The organism is Sphingomonas hankookensis, from assembly GCF_028551275.1.
Lineage (GTDB): Bacteria > Pseudomonadota > Alphaproteobacteria > Sphingomonadales > Sphingomonadaceae > Sphingomonas > Sphingomonas hankookensis_A.
In genome coordinates, this window is sequence record NZ_CP117025.1 from 953,665 (window position 1) to 974,381 (window position 20,717).

Below are 20,717 nucleotides of genomic sequence, written 5' to 3' on the forward strand. Positions count from 1 at the left end.
CCTGCATGGCACAGACGGCAAGTTACACGGGGGCGATCCTGCCGAGCGAAATTCTCTGGTTCCCGCCGGTGGCGGCGTTGCTGATCGGCTATCTGCTCGGATCGATCCCGTGGGGCATTTTGCTCACGCGGATCGCCGGGGCGGGCGATCTGCGCTCCATCGGGTCGGGCAATATCGGCGCGACCAACGTGCTGCGTACCGGGCGCAAGGGGCTGGCGGCGGCGACGCTGCTGCTCGACCTGTTGAAGGGCGCGGCGGCGGTGTGGATCGTCGCGGCGTGGTTTCCGGGTGAGGAACTGGTCGCGGGTGCGGCGGCGTTCGTCGGCCATTGCTATCCGCTGTGGCTGCGGTTCCGGGGTGGCAAGGGCGTGGCGACGATGATGGGCGTCGTGGTGGCGCTCAGCCCGATGGCGGGGCTGGTCTATGCGGTCGTGTGGCTGGGGTTGCTGGCGACGATCCGCATTTCGTCGGTCGCGGGCATGGCGGCGGCGGTCGCCGCGCCGGTCGCGGCGGCGGCGCTCGGCCGGTTCGACCTGGTGGTGCTGTTCCTCGGCCTCGCGCTGATCGTGCTGTGGAAGCATCGCGAGAATATCGAGCGGCTGGTGGCGGGGACGGAGCCGAGGATCGGCCGCAAGCGTGGGTGAAGGGTCGGTAGGCGAGCGACCCGGCGCCGCCGACCAGAACGCCGCCCGGTTCGCGGCGCTGCGGCTGATCCGGTCGGCCAATATCGGCCCGGTCACGTTTCGCGCGCTGATCGAACGCTATGGCGATGCGGTGGCGGCGATCGAGGCGTTGCCGATGCTGGCGGCGCGGGGCGGTGGTCGGGCGCCGGCGCTCGCGGACGAGAGCGTCGTGCGGCGCGAGATCGCGACCGTTCGCGCCCTGGGTGGGCGATACCTGCTGCTCGGCGACCCGGACTATCCCGCGCTGCTGGCGGAGATCGATAGCGCGCCGCCCGCGCTGATCGTCCGGGGCGAGCTGTCGCTGCTGGCGCGGCCGGCGGTGGCGATGGTCGGGGCGCGCAACGCGTCGGCGGCGGCGTGCCGCTTCGCGCGCGGGCTGGCCGAGGAACTGGGCGCGGCGGGTTATGTCGTCGTGTCGGGACTGGCGCGCGGGATCGACACGGCGGTGCATCAGGGGGCGATCGGCCATGCCACGATCGGGGTGATCGCGAGCGGCATCGACGTGGTGTTCCCGCCGGAGAATGCCGCGTTGCAGGAGGACGTCGCCACGCGCGGGCTGCTGGTCGCCGAACAGCCGCCGGGGACGCAGCCGCTGGCCCGCCATTTCCCGTCGCGCAACCGGATCATCGCCGGCCTGTCGCTGGGGACGGTAGTGGTGGAGGCGGCACCCCGGTCCGGGTCGCTGATCACCGCCCGGCTGGCGGGGGAGGCGGGGCGCGAGGTGATGGCGGTGCCCGGATCGCCGCTCGACCCGCGGGCGCAGGGGTGCAACGCGCTGATCCGCGAGGGCGCGACCCTGGTCCAGAATGCGGCGGACGTGGCGGAGATGCTGCGGCCGATCGACGCGCGGGCGGTGCGCTCGCCGGGATCGGGCTATCGGCCCGAGCCGGTGGCGGCGGACGCGAGCGAGGCGGAGCGTGCGCGGATCGCCGGGCTGCTGGGACCGGTGCCAGTGGCGGTCGACGAACTGGTGCGGCAGTCGGGCTGTCCGACGATGGTGGTGCAGACGGTGCTGCTCGAACTGGAGCTGGCCGGGCGGCTGGAGCGGCACGCCGGGGGGCGGGTCGGCTTGGCGTAGCGTTTGATCGTTTGTTTGGGGCCCCGCCCTCATGCTGGCCGGAACGGTTGGAGAATAGCATGACGGTTGATTTGGCACGAGCGGAGGGTCGCAGGGCTCGGGCGTTCTGGCAGCGCGAGGGCGAGCGAATCCGCCGGACGATCGGCACGCCGCAATGTGTCCGGCTGCACGGTAACGATATTCGCAACATCGACGTCCGCCACATCCATAATCGATTTGGCTACCAGGCCGGCGGGGGTACGCTGTGCTCGGGTGCGCTGTATCGTACCGAAGACTTCATGGGGCTGCCCGAAGCTGAGCGATGCGGCACCAAGGCGCTAGGCCAGACGGTTCACATCGAACACACCGTGCCGGTCGCGACGTTGACTCGGAATATCATCGGTTCCGATCGGATCGATCCGCACGATACCGTACTGTGGGTACTGACCCATTCGGTCGCGACGGGTGTCACGGACGGTCCGACAGGGGAACGACATCGAATGGTTCGACGCGGTCAGGCCAGGCGATCCCATGCGTTCACGCCAGATCATGCCGATCATGACCGTCCTTTCCGACGCTATGATCCCGCCGGACACAGTCCGATCTGGGATGTGGTACGGGGCGAACGGATCGATCCGGAACGGTTCAGCTTTGCGGACCATCGGGAAAATATCGCAATGGCGTTGGGTTGGGCGGCGTTGGACGATTGGGCCGCACGCGTGGCGGCGTGATCGTCATACGGCATTAAAAACCTGCGGCTTGACGTAGCGGTGCCTGCCTCCCCACTCTCGCGTACGTACGCACAAGGACCGACCGCCACATCATGCAGCTCGTCATCGTCGAATCGCCCGCCAAGGCGAAGACCATCGAAAAATATCTGGGGTCCGATTACCGCGTCCTCGCCTCCTATGGCCATGTCCGCGACCTGCCGCCCAAGGACGGGTCGGTGAACCCGGACGACGGCTTCGCGATGGATTGGGAGACGTACGCCGACAAGACGAAGCAGCTGAAGGCGATCACCGACCTCGCCAAGACCGCCGACCGCCTGATCCTCGCCACCGACCCTGACCGTGAGGGAGAGGCGATCAGCTGGCATGTGCAGGAGGTGCTGAAGAAGCGTCGCGCGCTGCCCAAGGAAGTCGAGCGGGTCACGTTCAACGCGATCACCAAGCCGGCGATCCTGGCAGCGATGAAGGCTCCGCGCGACCTCGATACCGATCTGATCGATGCGTACCGGGCGCGGCGGGCGCTCGACTATCTGGTCGGGTTCACCCTGTCGCCGGTGCTGTGGCGCAAGCTGCCGGGTGCCAAGTCGGCGGGCCGGGTGCAGTCGGTGGCGCTCAGGCTGCTGGTCGAGCGCGAGCGCGAGATCGAAACCTTCATCGCGCAGGAATATTGGTCGGTCATTGCCAAGATGGAGGCCGACGGCACGCCGTTCGACGCGCGCCTCGTGAAACTCAAGGGCAAGAAGCTCGACAAGCTGTCGCTGGGCGATGCCGGGTCGGCCGAGGTCGCGAAGGCGGCGGTGGTCGATGGTCGCTTTACGGTCGTCAATGTCGAGACGAAGCCCGCGACGCGCAATCCACCGCCGCCCTTCACCACCTCGACCCTGCAGCAGGAAGCCGCGCGCAAGCTGGGCTTCTCGGCCAGCCACACGATGCGGGTGGCGCAGTCGCTCTATGAGGACGGTGCGATCACGTACATGCGGACCGACGGCGTGCAGATGGACGGGTCGGCGATCGATGCCGCGCGCGGGGCGATCGCCAACCGCTATGACGGCAGCTACGTCCCTGACAAACCGCGCCAGTACCAGACCAAGGCCAAGAATGCGCAGGAAGCGCACGAGGCGATCCGCCCGACCGATTTTTCGAAGGATCGCGCCGGGTCGGGCGATCATGCCCGCCTGTACGACCTGATCTGGAAGCGGGCGCTGGCCAGCCAGATGGCGTCGGCGCGGATGGAGCGGACCGCCGTCGAGCTGGAGGACCAGACCGGGCAGACGGCCTTACGCGCCACCGGCCAGGTCGTGCTCTTCCCCGGCTATCTCGCGCTGTACGAGGAAGGGCGCGACGACGCGGCGGACGAGGATTCGCGCCGCCTGCCGCTGCTGCGCTCGGGCGATGCGCCGGCCAAGAAGGACGTGGTCGCCGAACAGCATTTCACCCAGCCGCCGCCGCGTTTCTCGGAAGCGTCGCTGGTCAAGCGGCTGGAGGAACTGGGGATCGGTCGTCCGTCGACCTATGCCTCGATCATCCAGGTGCTGAAGGATCGCGGCTATGTCCGCGTCGAGAAGAACCGGTTTTTCGCGGAAGAGACCGGGCGGTTGCTGACCGCGTTCCTCGAACGCTTCTTCGAGAAATATGTCGGCTACGACTTCACGGCGGGGTTGGAAGAAGAGCTGGACGACGTGTCGGGCGGGCGGGCCGAATGGCAGGCGGTGCTCGAGGCCTTCTGGCGCGATTTCAAGCCGCGCACGTCGGAGGTGATGGAACAGCAGCCGAGCGCGATCACCGCCGAGCTCGATCAGTTTCTGGGATCGTACCTGTTCCCCGAAAAGGCGGACGGGACCGATCCGCGGCTGTGCCCGAATTGCGGCGAGGGACGCCTGGCACTGCGTGGCGGCAAGTTCGGCGCGTTCATCGCCTGCTCCAACTATCCCGAGTGCAAGTACACTCGCCGCTTCGCGCAGCCGGGCGGCGAGGATGGTGGCGATACCGGACCGGAATCGCTGGGCAAGGACCCGGAAACGGGGCTGGAGGTCGAGCGCAAGTCGGGGCGGTTCGGGCCGTACATCCAGCTGGGCGAGGGCAAGGACGCCAAGCGCGCGTCGATCCCCAAGGATATCGGCGAACTGAACCTCGAATGGGCGCTGAAGCTGCTGAGCCTGCCGCGCACCATCGGCAACCATCCGGAGACGGGCGAACCGATCGAGGCGGCGATCGGGCGCTATGGCCCGTATCTGAAGCACGCCGGCAAGTACGCGCGGTTGCAGTCGACGGCGGACGTGTTCGAAACCGGCATGAACGCGGCGGTGGTGAAGCTGGCCGAGGCGGCGGCGGGCGGCGGGCGACCGGCGCGCGGCGCGGCGAAGGAACCGCTCAAGGTGCTGGGCAACCATCCGCGCACCGAGCTTGAGATCAAGCTGATGGAGGGGCGCTATGGCCCCTATGTTACCGATGGCACGACCAATGCGACGATCCCGAAGTCGGTCGAGCCGAACGCGCTGACGCTGGAGGAAGCCGCGCAGCTGATCGACGACCGCGCGGCGGCGGCGCCGGCCAAGGGCAAGAAGAAGCCGGCGGCCAAGAAGGCCGCGCCGAAGAAGGCGGCGGCGAAGGATGCACCCGCCAAGAAGGCGCCTGCGAAGAAGGCTCCGGCGAAGAAGCCGGCGGCCAAGGCCTAATCGTCACTCCCGCGTAGGCGGGAGTCCATAGGCGCAAGCGTTGCGGATCGGGTCCGGGCGTCGGTGCTTATGGATTCCCGCCTTCGCGGGAATGACGGAAGGGAAGGGTAAGGTGACCCCGGCTCTGTGCTGGTCACGGGACTATTGTCGCAGACGCGACCCCAGCCATTCCCGTCACCCCGGGTCAAGCCCGGGGTGACGAACGGAAGAATGTCTCGCGCTTGTCGCCGACGAGTTGCCTGCCCCCGGCTCGGACGGCGTCAACCGTCGCAGCCGGACCCGTCAGCGGCGCCGATCAGTTCGGCCGCGCGCCCGCCTGCAAAAACGCCCGCGCCGCTTTCTGCGCATCGGCGATCTGGCGCGGAGTCATGTCGCAGGCGATTTCCGCGCGCCATGCCTGCGCTTCCTCGACGCCCGACATGGCGGCGAGGTTGAACCATTTATGTGCCTCGACCAGGTCGATCATCGCCCCGCCGGTACCGCTGGAATAGCAGATGCCGAGATCGAACCACGCCGTGCTGTTGTTTGCGCTTGCGTCTTCCACCCGGCTTTCCGAGAGGAAGCGGGCGCCTTTCTGACTAATGCCCATGTTCAGAACCCCCATTGGTACAGGCACGAAATTGCCGGCTGGGGGTTGCGATTTGGTTAACGCCAGAAACCGGAGCGGTTCAGTGCGTTAACGTACCGCCGATTAAGCATGTCGGAACGGATGCCGCTTATCCATGCAGGCGTTCCCCCGCGCTGGGCCGCGTCGTTGCCGGGGTATGGCAACGGGCCCAATGGCGGGGGACGTCTGTCGCGCCGTCAGCCCCGGGCGAGGGCGTCCAGCGTCGGGCGGATTCCCGACAGGTCGTAGCCGGCGGCACCGCCCGAGGCGACCAGATGGGCGGGGTCGCCACCCTGCTTGGCGCTGGCGAGCGCCCACAAATTGCACGACCGCGTGCCCGAGCGGCAATAGGCGAGGATCGGGCCGTCCGCCTGCTCGAGGATCTGCGCCATCGCGTCCAACTGCGGGTGGCTGAACCCGGCATGGGTGATCGGGATCGCGTGATAGGCCAGCCCCGCCGCTGCCGCCGCGTCCGCGATCGCGTCGCCGGCGGGCTGGCCCGCTTCCTCGTCATCGGGGCGGTTGTTGACGATGGTGGTGAAGCCTTGCGCCTTCAGCGTCGCGACATCGTCGGCGGTGATCTGCGGGCTGACCGAAATGCGGTCGTCGATACGGCGGATGTGCATGGGGGGAAGATAGCGGGGCGGGTCGTCCCAAGCAAATCCTCCCCACAACGTGGGGAGGGGGACCAGCCGCAGGCTGGTGGAGGGGCGAGGGCCAAAGAGGTTGCGCTTGCCGCTTCCCCCCTCCACCACTCGCTGCGCGAGCGGTCCCCCTCCTCACGTTGTGGGGAGGAATTTAGTGCTGCTTGATGACGCTCAGGAACGCGTCCCCGTACGCTTGCAGCTTCTTCTCGCCCACACCGGTGATCCGCCGCATGCCGCCGATCGTCTGCGGCCGGTCCGCCGCCATTTCGCGCAACACCGAATCGTGGAAGATGACATAGGGCGGCACCCCGGCCTCCTGCGCCAGTTCGCGGCGCTTGGCGCGCAGCGCCTCGAACAGCGGATCGCCGGTCGGGTTGGGGGTGGCGGAGCCGCCGCCGCGCCGGCGCCGTTCGCGCTTGGGCGGCACGATCATCGACAGCGTGTCGCCGCCCTTCAGCAGCCCGCGCGCAGCGGGGCCGAATTCCAGCCCGCCATGATCGTTGGCACGCAATGCGTCGCGCAGCTGCAGCGCGCGGCCGACCGGTTTGAGCAACGCGACGTCGTCGCCATCGACGATGTTCCACACCGACAGCTGTTCGTGCCCGTTCATCAGGCTGCGTTCGGTCGACTGACCGGTCAGCACCTGTTCGATATAGGTCGCGCCGAACATCATCCCGGTGCGGAACACGGCGGACAGATATTTCTGCGCCAGTTCGGTCGCGTCGACCGCGTTGGGCGGCGACAGGCAATTGTCGCAATTCCCGCAATAGTCGCCCGGCTGTTCGCCGAAATGGCGCAGCAGCATCGCGCGGCGGCACCCGGCGGTCTCGACCAGCGCGCCCAGGGCATTCAGCCGCTGGCGTTCGCCCGGCTGGCGCGCCGGTTCGACCTCGCCGATCCGCTGGCGGGCGCGGGCGAAGTCGTCGGCGCCCCAGAACAGATGCGCCACCGCCGGATCGCCGTCGCGGCCCGCACGGCCGGTTTCCTGATAATAGGCCTCGATCGATTTCGGCAGCCCGGCATGGGCGACGAAGCGCACGTCGGGCTTGTCGATGCCCATGCCGAAGGCGATGGTCGCGACCATCACCATGTCTTCGGACGCGACGAAATCATGCTGGTTGCGCTGGCGGACGGCGGGGTCGAGTCCGGCATGATAGACGCGGACCGGGCGGCCGGTCCTGGCCAGCGCCTCGGCCAGCTTTTCGGTGCCGGCGCGCGACTGGACATAGACGATGCCGGGGCCGGGGGTGGCGGCGATGACGTCGGCGATCTGGCGCGTGCCCTGATCGCGCGGGGTGATATGGTAGCGGATATTGGGCCGGTCGAACCCGGCGACGATCAGCCCGTCCTGCGGGATGCCCAGCTGTTCGAGGATGTCGGCGCGGGTATGCGCGTCGGCGGTCGCGGTGAGTGCGAGGCGCGGCACATCGGGAAACTGGTCGAACAGCGGGCGCAGCAGGCGGTAATCGGGGCGGAAGTCGTGGCCCCATTCGCTGACGCAATGCGCCTCGTCGATCGCGAACAACGACAGGTTGCCGCGCGACAGCAACTCGCGGAAATCGCTGCCCGATGCGCGTTCGGGCGCGACGTAGAGCAGGTCCAGCTCGCCATCGAGGAACCGGCCGCGCGTCTCGGCCCGGTTGTCGTCGGCGCTGGTCAGCGTCGCAGCGCGGATGCCGACGGCGGTCGCGGCGCGCAGCTGGTCGTGCATCAGCGCGATCAGCGGCGACACGACGACGCAAGTGCCCGGCAGCATCTGCGCCGGCAGCTGATAGGTCAGCGACTTGCCGGCACCGGTCGGCATCACCGCCAGCGTGCGCCGCCCGCCTAGCACCCGGTCGACCACCTGCCGCTGGACGCCGCGAAAGTCGGGAAAGCCGAAGGTCGATTGCAATACGGGGATCGGGTCGAGCGCCATCGGGCCTCACCTAGGGATGCGGGGCGGGCGCGTCGAGGGGTGGTCAGTCGACCCGCGTCGCGCGCCAGCCCTTGCCGGTGATGGCTGCCTCACCGACCGAGCCGGTGTAGCTGGCGCCGTCGATCACGACGTCCAGTTCGGTGCCGCGCAGCCGGCCGGCGACAAGCTTTCCGTCGAAGCTGCCCGTCACGAACTGGAACCGCTGGTCGAGGTGTAGCACTCCCGAACGCCCGTCGGGCAGGGTCATCCGCCAATTGCCGCCGGCGACGGCCGGCACGATGTAGAGGTAGATGGAGCGTTCGGCGACGAGGCCCCATTCGTCCGCCTGCCAGTCGCCCATATCGAACGCATGGGTGACGATGCGCGTGCCGGGGCGGAGTTCGGTCAACAGCTGCGGACGCAGCGCCATGTTGATGCGCGGCAGCAGGTACATCGTCACCACGCTGGCATCGCGCAGCGGCGTGTCGAACAGGTTGGCGGCGGAAAAGCGGGCGCGGTCCTGTAGCCCGTGGAGCGCAGCATTGCGGCGCGCACGCTCGACCAATGTCGTGTCGATCTCGACGCCACGCGCATTCGCACCCAGGCGGGCAGCGGCGATGGCGATGCGGCCGTCGCCCGAGCCGAGGTCGATCAACGTGTCGGTGGGGCCGACCTCCGCCAGGGCAAGCATCGCATCGACCACCGGTTCGGGGGTCGGGACATAGGGCACGTCATAGGTCGGCTCGCGCGCGGCGATGCCGGTGCCGCGCAGGATATCGCCCATCCCGTCGCCATAGGCGCTGCACCCGCCGAGCAGGACGGCGAGCAGCAGCGCCCGCCGCTTCACGCCGCTGCCGCCGTGCGCAGCCACGCGGCGGTTTCGGCCGGGTGGGTCACCGGGATCATGTGCCCGCCGCCGATCTTCGTCAGCACGGCGCCCGGAATTTCCCCGGCGGTAACGTCGCCTTGGCTGTGCGGGTCGAGCAGTTCGTCGTCGCGACCATAGAGGATGACGACCGGCAGTTTGATCGCACCGTAGCGCGGGATCATCGTCGACAGCGCGCGGTTGGCGTCGCGCAGCTCGACGGCGCCCGCCTCGAAGCTCGACGGGCGCAGCGCGGCGAGGCCCCCGCCGCGCGTGCCGAAATCCATCGGCACGGCATCGGGCGCGAACACCTGTTTCGACACCGCCGGCCCGGTCAGCGTGGTCAGCGGTACGCCGACCGTCCACGCGGCGAGGCCGCGCACGGCCGCGGGCGGGGCCTTGCCCCGGAACACGCCCGGCATTTCGGTCACCCGCTGGGTCAGCGGGGCGATTAGCGCGACGCCGCGGATCTTGGCCGGCTGGTTCACCGCCATCGCCAGCGCGACCGCGCCGCCCATCGAATGCCCGACCAGCAGCGGACGGTCGAGGCCGAGCGCATCGATCAGGTCGGCGACCATCCGCGCCTGCGTCTCGATCGTGGGATGCTCGCCCTCGACGGTCGAATGGCCCCAGCCGGGCCGGTCGACCACGATCAGTCGGTGGTCCTTCAGCTGATCGGTCAGCGCATAGGTGAAGTTGCGCAGCTGGCCGTAGATGCCGTGGAGCAGCAAGATCGCCGGGCCGTCGCCGCCGGTATCGACATAGTGCAGCCGCGCGCCGGGCACGTCGACGAAATCGCCATCCGCCGGGACCAGCATCTCCGACGCGCCGGCCGCCAGCGTGGTCCACAGCGCCAGCGCGCCGCCGACCCATGCGGTCGTGGTCGCCGCCTTCTTCAGGGTATCCTTCATGCGTCTTCCTCCCGCAATGCGTCGGGGATACGCGTCAGCGCGGTGGAGTGTCCATCGCATACGACAAAGCGGTTACGCCTCGGCCAGCGCGGCCTCGCGCTCCGCCGCCTGTCGCGCCCACATCTCGGCATAGGTGCCGCCCAGGCGCAGCAGGTCGGCATGCGATCCGCTTTCGACCACGCGTCCCCCCTCCAGCACGACGATGCGGTCGGCATGGACCACGGTCGACAGGCGGTGGGCGATGACGATGGTCGTGCGCCCGCGCTCGATCGCCTCCAGCGTGTCGAGGATGTCGGCCTCGGTCCGGCTGTCGAGCGCGCTGGTCGCTTCGTCGAGGATCAGGACCGGCGGGTTCTTGAGCAGGGTGCGGGCGATCGCCACGCGCTGCTTCTCACCGCCCGACAGTTTCAGGCCCCGTTCGCCGACCCGGGTGTCGTAGCGGTCGGGCAGGCTGGCGATGAACGGCGCGATCGATGCGCCGCGGGCTGCCTCGGCGATCTCGGCCGCCGTCGCATCGGCGCGGCCATAGGCGATGTTGTAGCCGATCGTGTCGTTGAACAGCACGGTATCCTGCGGCACGATGCCGATCGCGCTGCGCAGCGATGCCTGCGCCACCTGGGCGATATCCTGTCCGTCGATCGTGATCCGCCCGGCGGTGGGATCGTAGAAGCGGAACAGCAGCCGCGCGAGCGTCGACTTGCCCGCCCCCGACGGCCCGACCACCGCCAGCGTGGTGCCCGGCGGAATGTCGAGGTCGATACCGTTCAATATCTGCCGCCCATCACCATAGTCGAAGCCGACCCCTTCGAAGCGGACATGACCGCGCGTGACGGTCATTGGCGGAGCGTTGGCCACATCGACGATCTCGGCGGGCGCATCGATCAGGTCGAACATCGCGCCCATGTCGACCACCCCCTGCCGGACGGTGCGATAGACCATGCCGAGCAGGTCGAGCGGGCGGAACAACTGGGTGAGCAGCGTCGACACCAGCACCACGTCGCCTGGGGAAAAGCGCCCGCTCGACCACCCGAACACGATCAGCGCCATGCCGCCGCCGAGCATCAACGCGGTGATCAGCGCCTGCCCGATATTGAGCAGCGCCAGCGAGTTTTCGGACTTCACCGCCGCATCGGCATAGCCGGCGATGGCGCGGTCGTAGCGCTGCGCCTCACGCTCCTCCGCGCCGAAATATTTGACCGTCTCGAAATTCAGCAGCGAGTCGACCGCATGCGCCACGGCGCCGGTGTCGAGGTCGTTCATCCGTTCGCGAAGTGCCGAGCGCCAGTCGGTGACCCAGCGGGTGAAGACGATGTAGAATACCACCATCGCCACCGTGCCGCCGACCAGCCACCCGCCGAAGCGCGTGCCGAAGATCGACAGGACCAGCGTCAGTTCGAGAATGGTCGGCGCGATGTTGAACAGCAGGAAATACAGCATCGTGTCGATGCTCTTGGTCCCGCGCTCGACCACTTTCGTCACCGCGCCGGTGCGCCGTTCGAGGTGGAAGCGCAGCGACAGGGCATGGAGGTGGCGGAACACCGATGCCGCCAGCCGCCGCGTCGCGTCCTGTCCGACGCGTTCGAACACGACGTTGCGCAGATTGTCGAACAGCGTGCCGCCGAAGCGCGCCGCCGCATAGCCCGCGACCAGCGCCACCACCAGCCACAGCGCATCGCGCGATCCCGCCGCCATGGTGTCGATCGCCCCCTGCAATGCGAACGGCGCGCCATAGACCTGCACCAGCTTCGACGCGACGACCAGCAGCAGCGCGGCGATGATGCGCGCCTTCAGCCCCGGCGCCCCAGCGGGCCAGAGATAGGGAAGGAAACGGCGGAGCGTCGCCAGCATCGGTCGGGTCGGACCGGAGGCGGAAATGGTTTCGGGAGGCATGGCAAGCGCCATTTGGGGAGGCGGGCGCAGATAGGCAACGCTTCGTCGGAACAAGGTGCTTACCAATGTATTGAAACCATCGAGGAGATGGGACATGGCACCTCTTGTCTATGTGATGGCGATCCTGGGTTGCGGCGACGATGGCGCGACCTGCACCCGCGAGCGGGTGGCCCCGGCAAGCTACCAGTCGATCGCCGAATGTCAGGCGGCGATGCCGCTGATGCTGGCGCAGAATACCGACCTGTCCTTCCCGGTCATCAGCGCGTCGTGCGAACGCGGCGGGCGCTTCGTCGTGGACAATGGCAAGCCGACCAAGCCCAAGGCGGGGTAAGCGCACCGCGGCTTGACGACGATCGGGCGCCGCTATACTTACATCATTGTAAGTAACGGAGGCGGTCATGGCGGCGCATGGACTCGACACCATCCAACCATTGCGGCGCGACTGGGGCACGGCATGGGCCGCGCTCCGGCGACTGCTCGCCGATGGCAACGATACGGTGCAGGTGTTCCGCATCATGCGCGCGCTGAACGCCGATACCAGCCACCGCAACTATGCCCGGTTGTTACAGGAACCGGGCGGCGGGCGGATCGCCTATGACCATGTCGAACTGGCGAAGCGTTTCTCCGACCGGGCCTGGGTCGATGCATTGCCGGAGGGAAGCGTCGGCGCGCATTATCGCGCCTTCCTCGACCGCACCGGCTTTTCGGCACAGGGCCTTGCCGACATCAGCTATGCCGATGGCGAGGGCTGGCAGGACGCCGCCCATCCGGTCGCATGGTTCGGCCGGCGCGAGCGCGACGTCCACGACATCTGGCACATCCTGACCGGCTATACCGCTGAGGAACATCTGGGCGAGGCGTGCCTCGTCGCCTTCTCCTATGCCCAGACCGGCGGGTTGGGCTGGGCGGCGATCGGTCTGGGCGCGGCGCTCAAGTCGCTGCGGATCACCGGCGAGCGGGCCTTCGCCAAGGCGGTATGGGAAGGATATCGCCACGGCCGCAAGGCGCGCTGGCTGCATGCCGAGGATTATGAGGCGCTGCTGGCCGAGCCGCTCGACGCGGCGCGCAGGCGGCTGAATATCGCCGAGCCGGTGGCCTATCACGCGGCGCAGAAGCGGCTGCGCGAGCAGGGGCTGGCGGGGATTTAAGGGCGGAACGACACCCACCACGGCACCCCGGACTTGATCCGGGGTCTCGCTTCTTCTTCTATCCCGACCGCAGCAAAAAGCGGGACACCGGGTCGAGTCCGGGATGGCGAATGTGGGAGGGACGGCCTTACTTCGCCAGCGCCGCGCTCGCCTGCGCGTCGCCCCGGTCGCGAACCGCTTTCGCGCGCGCTTCGGCCTGCTTCTCGACCAGCTTGGCTTCCTCGCGGATCGCCTCGGCGCGGACCTTCAATCGTTCGGCGTCATAGCCACCGGCCTGTCCCGCCTGATTGACCAGCCCTTCCGCCTCGACCTTCATCTGCGCGGTCTGGTTTTCGGCGGCCGCCTCGATCGCATCGGCTTCGGCATCGGCCTGATCGCGCAGCTGGTCCGCGCGCTGCTGTTCGGGGCTTTGCGAGCCGCAGGCAGTCAGCGCGAAGGCGGCGGCGGCCATCAGGACGAAACGGGGCATCGGCGGTTCCTGTCGTAAGTCGAACCATCCAAATCCCCGAACCTGCGGAAAGTTGCGTTCGTATAACAAAGCGGCGGCCGCCCAAGGGTTTCGCGGCGGCCTTCGCACCGCTAACGATCACGGACCGATGCTGACCCGCCTGACCCTCACCGATTTTCGCAACCATGCGGACGGCACCATCGAACCGGGTGCGGGTTTCGTCGTGCTGAGCGGACCCAATGGCGCGGGCAAGACCAATGTGCTGGAGGCGGTGTCGCTGCTGGCGCCGGGTCGCGGGCTGCGCCGCGCCGCCCTGTCCGACATGGCGCGCGAGGGCGGGGCGGGCGGCTTCGGCGTCGCAGCCGATCTGGGCGACGATGTCCGGATCGGCACGGGGACGCAGGCGGGTGCGCCCGAACGGCGGATCGTGCGGATCAACGGCGCGGGCGCGGCGGCAACCGCGCTGGCCGAATGGCTGTCGGTACTGTGGCTGACCCCGGCGATGGACCGGCTGTTCGTCGAGCCGGCCGGGGAGCGCCGCCGCTTCCTCGACCGGATGACGCTAGCGCTGAACCCGGCCCATGCGACGCAGGCGACGCGCTACGATGCGGCGATGCGCCAGCGCAACCGGCTGCTGGCGGAGGAAGGGTCGCCCGATCCCGACTGGCTGGCGGCGCTGGAGGCGCGGATGGTCGAACATGGGCTGGCGCTGGGTGCGGCGCGGGCGGAGTGCGTTGCGATGCTGGGCGACCGGATCGCTGCCTTGCCGGCGACCGATTTCCCGCGCGCCGCGCTGGCGCTGGAGGGGTGGCATGGCGATGCGGCGCTGTTCGCGCGCGAACTGGCGGCGGGGCGTGCGCGCGACGCGGCGGCGGGGCGGGCGCTCAGCGGACCGCACCGCGCCGACCTGATCGTCACCGACCGCGACCGGGGGATGGCGGCGGCGCGCTGTTCGACCGGCGAGCAGAAGGCGCTGTTGCTGGGGCTCGTGCTGGCGCATGCCGAGCTGGTGGCAGAGCGTGCCGGGCGGCGGCCGATCCTGTTGCTGGACGAGGTTGCCGCGCATCTCGACCCCGGCCGGCGCGCGGCGCTGTTCGCACGGGCTTGCGGCGCGGGGCAGGTATGGCTGACCGGGACCGAGGCCGCTTTGTTCAGCGACATTCCGGGCGATGCCACCCGCTATCATGTCGCGGACGGGCGGATCGAGCGGGTGTAGCGCGTGCGGGGCATGCAGCGAACCGGTGCCCCGTCGTCACCCCGGACTCGATCCGGGGTCCCCCTTCTTCTTCTCCACCGCCGTAAAAAGCGGGACCCCGGGTCAAGCCCGGGGTGACGGAAATGACTGTTACGTCGACCGCGTCGATGCCGATCATCGACGGGCAAGTCGCAACTAGTAAAAGCGCAACTCGGCCGGCACGCGTTCCGGTTCGCCGCCGTGCAGCCGGATCAACGCAGCCTCGATCACCCGCCCCAACGCGGCGGTGTGGAACGGCTTGGCGACGCAGCCCAGGATCAGCGGATGGTCGGAGCTGTCGGGGCAATTGCCGCTCAGGAACAGGCAGGGAATGCCGCGTTCCGCCAGCGTCGTCGCCACGTCGCGACCGCAATCGCCGCGCGCCAGCCGCACGTCGCACAGCGCCAGGTCGGGACGATCGGCATCGGCCAGCGCCAGCGCATCGGCGCGGGTATCGGCGATGCCGGTGACGACATGGCCGTGCAGGACCAGCGCGTCCTCGACCAGCATCGCGACCAGCGCTTCGTCCTCGACCAGCAGGATGCGCAAGGGGTCAGCCATAATGCGGCACCGGCACGGCGATGGTCAGCCGGTCGCCGCCGTCGCGCGCCACCTCGGCCCGCAGCTGCCGTGCCAGCCCGCGGACCAGCCGCCCCTCGTCCAGTGCCGGGCGCGCCGCTCCCATGCCCGGCCCGGTCAGCGTGATGCGCAGCAGATCGGCCGCCATGTCGATCGCGACATGGGTCACGATATCGGGATCGGCGGCTAGGAAGGCGTGGGTCAGCAGCGCGACCGCCGCCGCCTGTTCGACCGGCAGGGTCGGGGTGCCGCTCACCGTGACCTCGACCACTTCGTCGTCGCTGCGATCGACGAGCGATTCGATCAGCGCGGCGATATCGATCCGGCTCGGGCTGTCGGTCGCATAAAGCGGGCGATGCGCGGCGGCGAGCACTTCGAGCCGTTCGGCCGCCCCTGCCAGCGCGGTGCGCGCGGCATCGTCGCTGCTGTCCGCCGCGCCCAGCCGGACGACCGCCACCGCCGCCTGCAACGCGTTGCGTACGCGGTGGTTGAGTTCGCCCAGCAGCCGTTCGCGCGACGCGATCCCCTCGCGCAGCTCCGCCTCGATCTTCAGCCGGTATTTGGCCAGCGCGACATAATGGCAGATGGTGTGGAGGAAGGTCAGTTCGTCGGCGTCGAACTGATCGGTCCAGCGCCGCCCGAAGCCCAGCGTGCCGAGCAGTTCGCTGCCATGCACCAGCGGGGTACAGGCATAGGCGTCGATGCCCAGCAGGCGCACGAAATCGGTCAGCGGGTCGTCGGACGACTGGATGCCGAACGCCTGGATCGGGCGGCGCTGGCGCGCGGCGCAACCGCAGACTGCCTGACCCACGGCCAGTTCCGCGCCCGATGCCGCTTCCGCCTCGGTCAGTCCGGCATGGGCGACCAGCGTCAGCACTTCGCCGTCGAGCCGATAGTTGAAGAATACGTCGAGCCGCAGTTCCTCGGCGATCAGCGCGAAGAGGTCGTCGACCATCCCCGCCGGGTCCTCCGCCGCGAGCAGCCGGTCGGCGGCCTCGCCCAGCAGACGCAGGTGACGGCGGGGCAATTCTTCGACGGGAATGTCGGCCGATACGGTTTCGGACATGCGGTGCTTCTAGGCGCGAGAATCCGCCGTTGCCAGCGCGAATTGGCGGTGGCGTACAGCATCTTCTTGACCTGCGTCAGGGTTTCGCCTATTTGCCGCAGCGCAGCGACGCTTTTTCAGGCAGCGTGATCGGACCTTATGGTCTCGGCTCCGCGTCGCTTAACCCGGCTTCCCTAGTCACGCGGGTCGCAATTTTTTGCCCCGCCATCCGTGCGCCATTGTCGTCGGCGTCCACGGCTGCCGGACCTATTTGCAGGAACTGTCATGTCCTTCCAGTCGCTTGGCCTGTCGAAGTCGATCCTCGACGCGCTCGCCGCCAAGAATTACGAAACCCCCACCCCGATCCAGCGCGATGCCATCCCGCTCGTGCTCGAAGGGCGCGACCTGCTGGGCATCGCCCAGACCGGCACCGGCAAGACCGCCGCGTTCGTGCTGCCCTCGATCGACCTGTTGGTGAAGGCCAATGTCCGCCGCCGCCCGATGCGCTGCCGCATGCTGGTGCTGGCCCCGACCCGCGAACTGGTCAGCCAGATCGCCGACAATGCCCGCGCCTATGCCAAGCACAGTAAGCTGACCGTCGCGACCGTGTTCGGCGGCGTGCCGGTGCCGCGCAACATCCGCGATGTGGCGGCAGGCGTCGACATCCTCGTCGCGACGCCGGGCCGGTTGCTCGACCTGATCGACCAGAAGTGCCTGGGGCTGGGCGAGCTCGAGATCCTCGTCCTCGACGAAGCCGACCAGATGCTCGACCTGGGCTTCATCCACGCGCTGCGCCGCATCGTGTCGATGGTGCCGAAATCGCGCCAGACGCTGTTCTTCTCGGCGACGATGCCCAAGGACATTCGCGAGCTGGCCGACAAGTATCTGACCGATCCGGCGACCGTGCAGGTGACGCCGGTATCGTCGACCGCCGAACGCGTCGAGCAGTACGTTACCTTCGTCCAGCAGGCGGAGAAGCAGACGCTGCTGACCATGTTCTTCCGCAATACAAAGATTGACCGAGCCCTGGTATTCACCCGCACCAAACACGGCGCCGACCGCGTCGTGAAGCTGCTGGCGGCCAACGGCATCGCGTCGAACGCGATCCACGGCAACAAGTCGCAGCCGCAGCGTGAGCGGGCGCTGGCGGCGTTCCGCGACGGCACGGTGCCGATCCTGGTCGCCACCGACATCGCCGCGCGCGGCATCGACGTGTCGGGCGTCAGCCATGTGGTGAACTTCGAACTGCCCAACGTCTCGGAGCAGTACGTCCACCGCATCGGGCGCACCGCACGCGCGGGTGCGTCGGGTGTGGCGTTCAGCTTCTGCGCGGACGACGAGCGGCCGTACCTCAAGGGCATCGAGCGGCTGACCAAGCAGAAGGTCGAGGTCGTGCCGCTGCCCGACGATTTCCTGCAGCAGAGCGCGCAGATCAAGGCGAGCCGCGCGCCCTATGCCCCGGATCGGCCCGAGCGCCTGCCCAGCGAGCGCGGGCCCGCGCGGCCGCGTGCGACCCATGCCCATGGCGCCAAGCCGGTCCATGGTCGCGGCGGTCCGGTCGGCAATCCGGCACGCGGCGGCGGTCAGCCGCAGCGCGGTGAGGGGCAGGGCGGTGGCGGTCGTCCGCCGCGTGAAGCCGGTGCCGGCGGTGGCGGGCGTCCCGGTGGCGGTGGCCGTCCGGGTGGCGGCGGCGGTCGCGGCCGTGGCGGCCGTGGTCGCGGCGGCGCTCCGCGCGCAACGGCGTAATCCCAGACCCTCCCCGCCGTGCGGGGAGGAGTTACAGCTCCCTGAGCGCCCGCGCCGGCCGCGCGCTCAGGATCGGCAGCACCCCCAACAACCCGATCCCCACCGTTACCCCGACCCCGACCGCCAGCGTCGCGGCGATCGCGCCGTAGTCGGGCAGCCAGTCGAACGCGAACAGCTCGACCACGACATACCAGGCGCCCGCAATCCCGATCGCCGCCGCCAGCGCGGCGAGGATGACCGCCAGCAGCAGATATTCCAGCGCCTGCGCCGCCAATATCTGTCCGCGCGTCGCGCCGAGCGTCTTCAGGATCACCGAATCATAGGTCCGCGTCTCGCGCGCGGCGGCGATCGCGCCGACCAGAACGGCGATGCCGGCAAGGATCGCGATGCCCGCTGCCGCTGCGATGGCGGTCGCCATCTGCGAGACGATGGTGCGGACCTGCCCGATCACCTCGCGCACCTCCACGACCGAGGTCGAGGGGAAGCCGGCGGACAGCGCGCGGACGACGTCGCGCTCGCGGCCCGGAGGCATGGTAATCGTCGCCGCGAGATTGTGCGGCACGTCGGACAGCGCGTTGGGGCTGAACACCATCACGAAATTGAAGCCCATCGTGTCCCACGCGATCTTGCGCAGCGAGGCGATGCGCGCGGTGCGTTCCTGTCCGGCGACGCTGATCGTGAGCGGATCGCCCAGCTTCAGGTCCAGCGCCTGCGCCATGCGTTCGTCGACCGAGACGAGCGGCGGGCCGGTATAGTCGGCCGGCCACCATGTGCCCGCGACCAGTTCGCTGCCCGGCGGGAGGGTGGCGGCGAAGGTCAGGCCGCGTTCGCCGCGCAGTGCCCAGGCGCCTTCGGGAATGGTCTTCAGGTCGGCGACGCGGGTGGTGCCATAGGCGGTGATGGTGCCGCGCATCAGGGGCACGGTCTGGACGTCGCCGTCGGGCTGGATGTTGGCGATGGTGTCGCGAAACGATGATTCGCGGGTCGGGGGCACGTCGAGGGCAAAAAGCGCGGGTGCGCGCGCCGGAACGGTCCGTTGGATGTTGGCGTCCAGGCTGGTGCGGATGGCGGCCAGCAGCACGAACAGGGTGAGGCCGAGGCCCAGCGCCACGACCAGCGCGCCGGTGCGGGCGCCGGGGCGGTGGAGCGCGGCCACGGCGAGGCGCCATAGTGGCCTGCGCGAGCGGGGCAGGCGGGCGGCCAGCCTGCGGATCAGCCAGCCAAGTGCCGACAATAGCAGGAGAAGTCCGCCCGCCGCGCCGAGGAATGCCGCGCCGAACCAAGGGCGTTCGCTAGTCGCGAGCACCAGCGCGACGATGCCGGCAAAGGCCGCGCCCATCCACGCCGCCGCCTTCCACCGGGGGGCGGAGCGCCCGTCATGGACCCCGCGCAGCAGCCCGGCGGCGGGCACCGCGCCTGCCGCCAACAACGGCGGGGCGGCAAAGGCCAGCGCGATCAGCAGGCCATAGGCGGCGGCCTGAACCAGCGGCAGCGGATGGATCGCGAAGGCCGGCGCGACCGGCAGGACATCGCCCGCCAGCGCCACGATCAGCGGCACGGCCGCGATTCCGATCGCCAGCCCGATCGCGATGCCGATGGCGGAAACGGCAACGATCTGAAGCAGATAGACCCGCGCGATCAGGCCGGAGGTGGCGCCCAGCACCTTTAGCGTGGCGATGCTGGAGCGACGGGTGGCGAGGTAGCTCGACACGCCGTTGCCGACCCCGATGCCGGCGATGACCAGCGCGGTCAGCCCGACCAGCACGAGGAATTCCCCCATCCGCGTCAGGAAGCGTTCGGCACCGGGCGAGGCGCGGTCGCGGGTGCGGCTGTCCCAGCCCTGCGCGGGATAACGCTTTGTAAATGCAGCGATAGCCTGCGCCGGATCGTAGCGGCTGGCGATGCGGTATTTGCTCTCGTACAGGCTGCCCGGCGCGATCAGGCCGGTGCGTTGTAGCCCGTCGAGCGACACCAATGCCACCGCGCCCAGCGTGAAGCCTTCGCTCAGCCGGTCGGGTTCGTCGGCGATGATCCCGGCGACGGTGAAGCACGCCGTGCCGTAGCGGACGGAACCGCCGACGCGCAGTTTCAGCCGTTCGACCAGTGCCGGTCCGACATAGGTCTCGGTCGGCGACAGCGGACGGGCGGCGCCGTTTTGCAGGGTGAGCGTGCCGTAGAGCGGATAGGCGGTGTCGACCGCCTTCAGCTCGATCGGGGCGGTCTGGCCGTCGAAGTTGACACCCATCGACTGCATGCGCAGCGTTTCGGACACGCGGCCGAGCTTCGCCATCGCCCGGCGCTCGGCGGGATCGGCGGGTCGCTGCGACACGGAGAGTTCGAGATCGCCGCCCAGCAGGCTCTGCCCGCGTGCGGCGAGTTCGCCGGTGATGGAGCGGGTAAGGCTGCCGATCGCCGCCAGCGCGCCGACGCCGAGGATCAGGCAGACGAGGAGGAGGCGCAGGCCGCGGAAGCGCGCGTCGAGTTCGCGGCGGGCGAACGTCCATGCGAGGCGCCAGTCGGTCATGCGGCGGCTTCGCAAGGGTCTGCTTCACCGTAT

At 69.0% G+C, this 20,717-nt stretch carries 18 protein-coding genes; 8 read left to right on the forward strand and 10 right to left on the reverse strand.

Translation table 11 applies throughout. The annotated features are described in order from the left end of the window. Positions 1-5 precede the first annotated feature (5 nt). From plsY to topA, 4 genes are all read left to right on the forward strand, one after another. Complete coding sequence (gene plsY / locus PPZ50_RS04635) at positions 6-644, forward strand: glycerol-3-phosphate 1-O-acyltransferase PlsY (RefSeq protein WP_084401340.1); 639 nt, start codon at positions 6-8, stop codon at positions 642-644. Further along, complete coding sequence (gene dprA, locus PPZ50_RS04640; protein WP_066688776.1) at positions 637-1,761, forward strand: DNA-processing protein DprA; 1,125 nt, start codon at positions 637-639, stop codon at positions 1,759-1,761. Before plsY ends, dprA begins: the two co-directional genes overlap by 8 nt. A 59-nt stretch (positions 1,762-1,820) precedes the next feature. After that, a complete protein-coding gene (locus PPZ50_RS04645; protein WP_066688773.1) occupies positions 1,821-2,471 on the forward strand; it encodes a hypothetical protein in 651 nt (216 codons plus the stop codon). A gap of 92 nt (positions 2,472-2,563) precedes the next feature. Further along, positions 2,564-5,143 (forward strand): type I DNA topoisomerase, encoded by a 2,580-nt coding sequence (gene topA, locus PPZ50_RS04650; protein WP_066688772.1) that lies wholly within the window; start codon positions 2,564-2,566, stop codon positions 5,141-5,143. A 295-nt stretch (positions 5,144-5,438) separates the two neighbouring features. Here topA and PPZ50_RS04655 read toward each other — a convergent pair whose 3' ends face one another. The 6 genes from PPZ50_RS04655 to PPZ50_RS04680 all read right to left on the reverse strand — a co-directional run bounded on the left by PPZ50_RS04655 (position 5,439) and on the right by PPZ50_RS04680 (position 11,960). Further along, positions 5,439-5,732, reverse strand: coding sequence for an SEL1-like repeat protein (locus PPZ50_RS04655; RefSeq protein ID WP_066688985.1), 294 nt, complete (start codon positions 5,730-5,732; stop codon positions 5,439-5,441). Positions 5,733-5,947: 215 nt separating this feature from the next. Beyond that, positions 5,948-6,376, reverse strand: coding sequence for a TIGR01244 family sulfur transferase (locus PPZ50_RS04660; RefSeq protein ID WP_066688771.1), 429 nt, complete (start codon positions 6,374-6,376; stop codon positions 5,948-5,950). 172 nt (positions 6,377-6,548) lie between these two features. Beyond that, positions 6,549-8,315, reverse strand: a complete 1,767-nt coding sequence (gene recQ / locus PPZ50_RS04665; protein ID WP_066688770.1) for a DNA helicase RecQ — start codon at positions 8,313-8,315, stop codon at positions 6,549-6,551. 43 nt (positions 8,316-8,358) lie between these two features. Continuing rightward, positions 8,359-9,165: a class I SAM-dependent methyltransferase gene (locus tag PPZ50_RS04670; RefSeq protein WP_066688768.1), complete on the reverse strand. Its 807-nt coding sequence runs from the start codon at positions 9,163-9,165 to the stop codon at positions 8,359-8,361. Continuing rightward, complete coding sequence (locus PPZ50_RS04675) at positions 9,138-10,070, reverse strand: alpha/beta fold hydrolase (protein ID WP_066688766.1); 933 nt, start codon at positions 10,068-10,070, stop codon at positions 9,138-9,140. The genes PPZ50_RS04670 and PPZ50_RS04675 overlap by 28 nt, the downstream gene beginning before the upstream one ends. A 72-nt stretch (positions 10,071-10,142) precedes the next feature. Further along, entirely contained in the window at positions 10,143-11,960 is a 1,818-nt protein-coding gene (locus tag PPZ50_RS04680; RefSeq protein ID WP_198158497.1) for an ABCB family ABC transporter ATP-binding protein/permease, read from the reverse strand. 94 nt (positions 11,961-12,054) lie between these two features. Between PPZ50_RS04680 and PPZ50_RS04685 the strand changes: the two genes are divergently transcribed. Continuing rightward, entirely contained in the window at positions 12,055-12,291 is a 237-nt protein-coding gene (locus PPZ50_RS04685; RefSeq protein ID WP_066688762.1) for a hypothetical protein, read from the forward strand. A gap of 67 nt (positions 12,292-12,358) precedes the next feature. Next, positions 12,359-13,108: a Coq4 family protein gene (locus PPZ50_RS04690; RefSeq protein ID WP_066688761.1), complete on the forward strand. Its 750-nt coding sequence runs from the start codon at positions 12,359-12,361 to the stop codon at positions 13,106-13,108. A gap of 127 nt (positions 13,109-13,235) precedes the next feature. Here the strand turns inward: PPZ50_RS04690 and PPZ50_RS04695 are convergent, their stop codons facing one another. Further along, positions 13,236-13,577 carry a hypothetical protein gene (locus PPZ50_RS04695; RefSeq protein ID WP_066688760.1) on the reverse strand — a complete coding sequence of 114 codons (342 nt, stop codon included), beginning with the start codon at positions 13,575-13,577 and terminating at the stop codon, positions 13,236-13,238. A 127-nt stretch (positions 13,578-13,704) separates the two neighbouring features. Here PPZ50_RS04695 and recF point away from each other — a divergent pair, with 127 nt between their 5' ends. Further along, on the forward strand, positions 13,705-14,772 hold the full coding sequence (recF, locus tag PPZ50_RS04700; RefSeq protein WP_066688759.1) for a DNA replication/repair protein RecF: 1,068 nt from the start codon (positions 13,705-13,707) through the stop codon (positions 14,770-14,772). A gap of 174 nt (positions 14,773-14,946) precedes the next feature. Here recF and PPZ50_RS04705 read toward each other — a convergent pair whose 3' ends face one another. Further along, positions 14,947-15,351 carry a response regulator gene (locus tag PPZ50_RS04705; protein ID WP_066688757.1) on the reverse strand — a complete coding sequence of 135 codons (405 nt, stop codon included), beginning with the start codon at positions 15,349-15,351 and terminating at the stop codon, positions 14,947-14,949. Then, a complete protein-coding gene (locus PPZ50_RS04710; protein WP_066688755.1) occupies positions 15,344-16,435 on the reverse strand; it encodes a GAF domain-containing protein in 1,092 nt (363 codons plus the stop codon). Before PPZ50_RS04710 ends, PPZ50_RS04705 begins: the two co-directional genes overlap by 8 nt. Before the next feature lie 264 nt (positions 16,436-16,699). Between PPZ50_RS04710 and PPZ50_RS04715 the strand changes: the two genes are divergently transcribed. Then, on the forward strand, positions 16,700-18,160 hold the full coding sequence (locus tag PPZ50_RS04715; protein ID WP_066688751.1) for a DEAD/DEAH box helicase: 1,461 nt from the start codon (positions 16,700-16,702) through the stop codon (positions 18,158-18,160). Between the two features lie 31 nt (positions 18,161-18,191). Here PPZ50_RS04715 and PPZ50_RS04720 read toward each other — a convergent pair whose 3' ends face one another. Next, positions 18,192-20,684: an ABC transporter permease gene (locus tag PPZ50_RS04720; RefSeq protein WP_272815727.1), complete on the reverse strand. Its 2,493-nt coding sequence runs from the start codon at positions 20,682-20,684 to the stop codon at positions 18,192-18,194. Positions 20,685-20,717 lie beyond the last annotated feature (33 nt).

Excerpts from the sequence above, each read along its gene's own strand:
- plsY (WP_084401340.1), top strand. The coding sequence starts at position 6 with ATGGCACAGACGGCAAGTTACACGGGGGCGATCCTGCCGAGCGAAATT.
- PPZ50_RS04645 (WP_066688773.1), top strand. The coding sequence starts at position 1,821 with ATGACGGTTGATTTGGCACGAGCGGAGGGTCGCAGGGCTCGGGCGTTC.
- topA (WP_066688772.1), top strand. The coding sequence starts at position 2,564 with ATGCAGCTCGTCATCGTCGAATCGCCCGCCAAGGCGAAGACCATCGAA.
- PPZ50_RS04655 (WP_066688985.1), bottom strand. The coding sequence starts at position 5,732 with ATGGGCATTAGTCAGAAAGGCGCCCGCTTCCTCTCGGAAAGCCGGGTG.
- PPZ50_RS04660 (WP_066688771.1), bottom strand. The coding sequence starts at position 6,376 with ATGCACATCCGCCGTATCGACGACCGCATTTCGGTCAGCCCGCAGATC.
- recQ (WP_066688770.1), bottom strand. The coding sequence starts at position 8,315 with ATGGCGCTCGACCCGATCCCCGTATTGCAATCGACCTTCGGCTTTCCC.
- PPZ50_RS04675 (WP_066688766.1), bottom strand. The coding sequence starts at position 10,070 with ATGAAGGATACCCTGAAGAAGGCGGCGACCACGACCGCATGGGTCGGC.
- PPZ50_RS04680 (WP_198158497.1), bottom strand. The coding sequence starts at position 11,960 with ATGCCTCCCGAAACCATTTCCGCCTCCGGTCCGACCCGACCGATGCTG.
- PPZ50_RS04685 (WP_066688762.1), top strand. The coding sequence starts at position 12,055 with ATGGCACCTCTTGTCTATGTGATGGCGATCCTGGGTTGCGGCGACGAT.
- PPZ50_RS04690 (WP_066688761.1), top strand. The coding sequence starts at position 12,359 with ATGGCGGCGCATGGACTCGACACCATCCAACCATTGCGGCGCGACTGG.
- PPZ50_RS04695 (WP_066688760.1), bottom strand. The coding sequence starts at position 13,577 with ATGCCCCGTTTCGTCCTGATGGCCGCCGCCGCCTTCGCGCTGACTGCC.
- recF (WP_066688759.1), top strand. The coding sequence starts at position 13,705 with ATGCTGACCCGCCTGACCCTCACCGATTTTCGCAACCATGCGGACGGC.
- PPZ50_RS04705 (WP_066688757.1), bottom strand. The coding sequence starts at position 15,351 with ATGGCTGACCCCTTGCGCATCCTGCTGGTCGAGGACGAAGCGCTGGTC.
- PPZ50_RS04710 (WP_066688755.1), bottom strand. The coding sequence starts at position 16,435 with ATGTCCGAAACCGTATCGGCCGACATTCCCGTCGAAGAATTGCCCCGC.
- PPZ50_RS04715 (WP_066688751.1), top strand. The coding sequence starts at position 16,700 with ATGTCCTTCCAGTCGCTTGGCCTGTCGAAGTCGATCCTCGACGCGCTC.
- PPZ50_RS04720 (WP_272815727.1), bottom strand. The coding sequence starts at position 20,684 with ATGACCGACTGGCGCCTCGCATGGACGTTCGCCCGCCGCGAACTCGAC.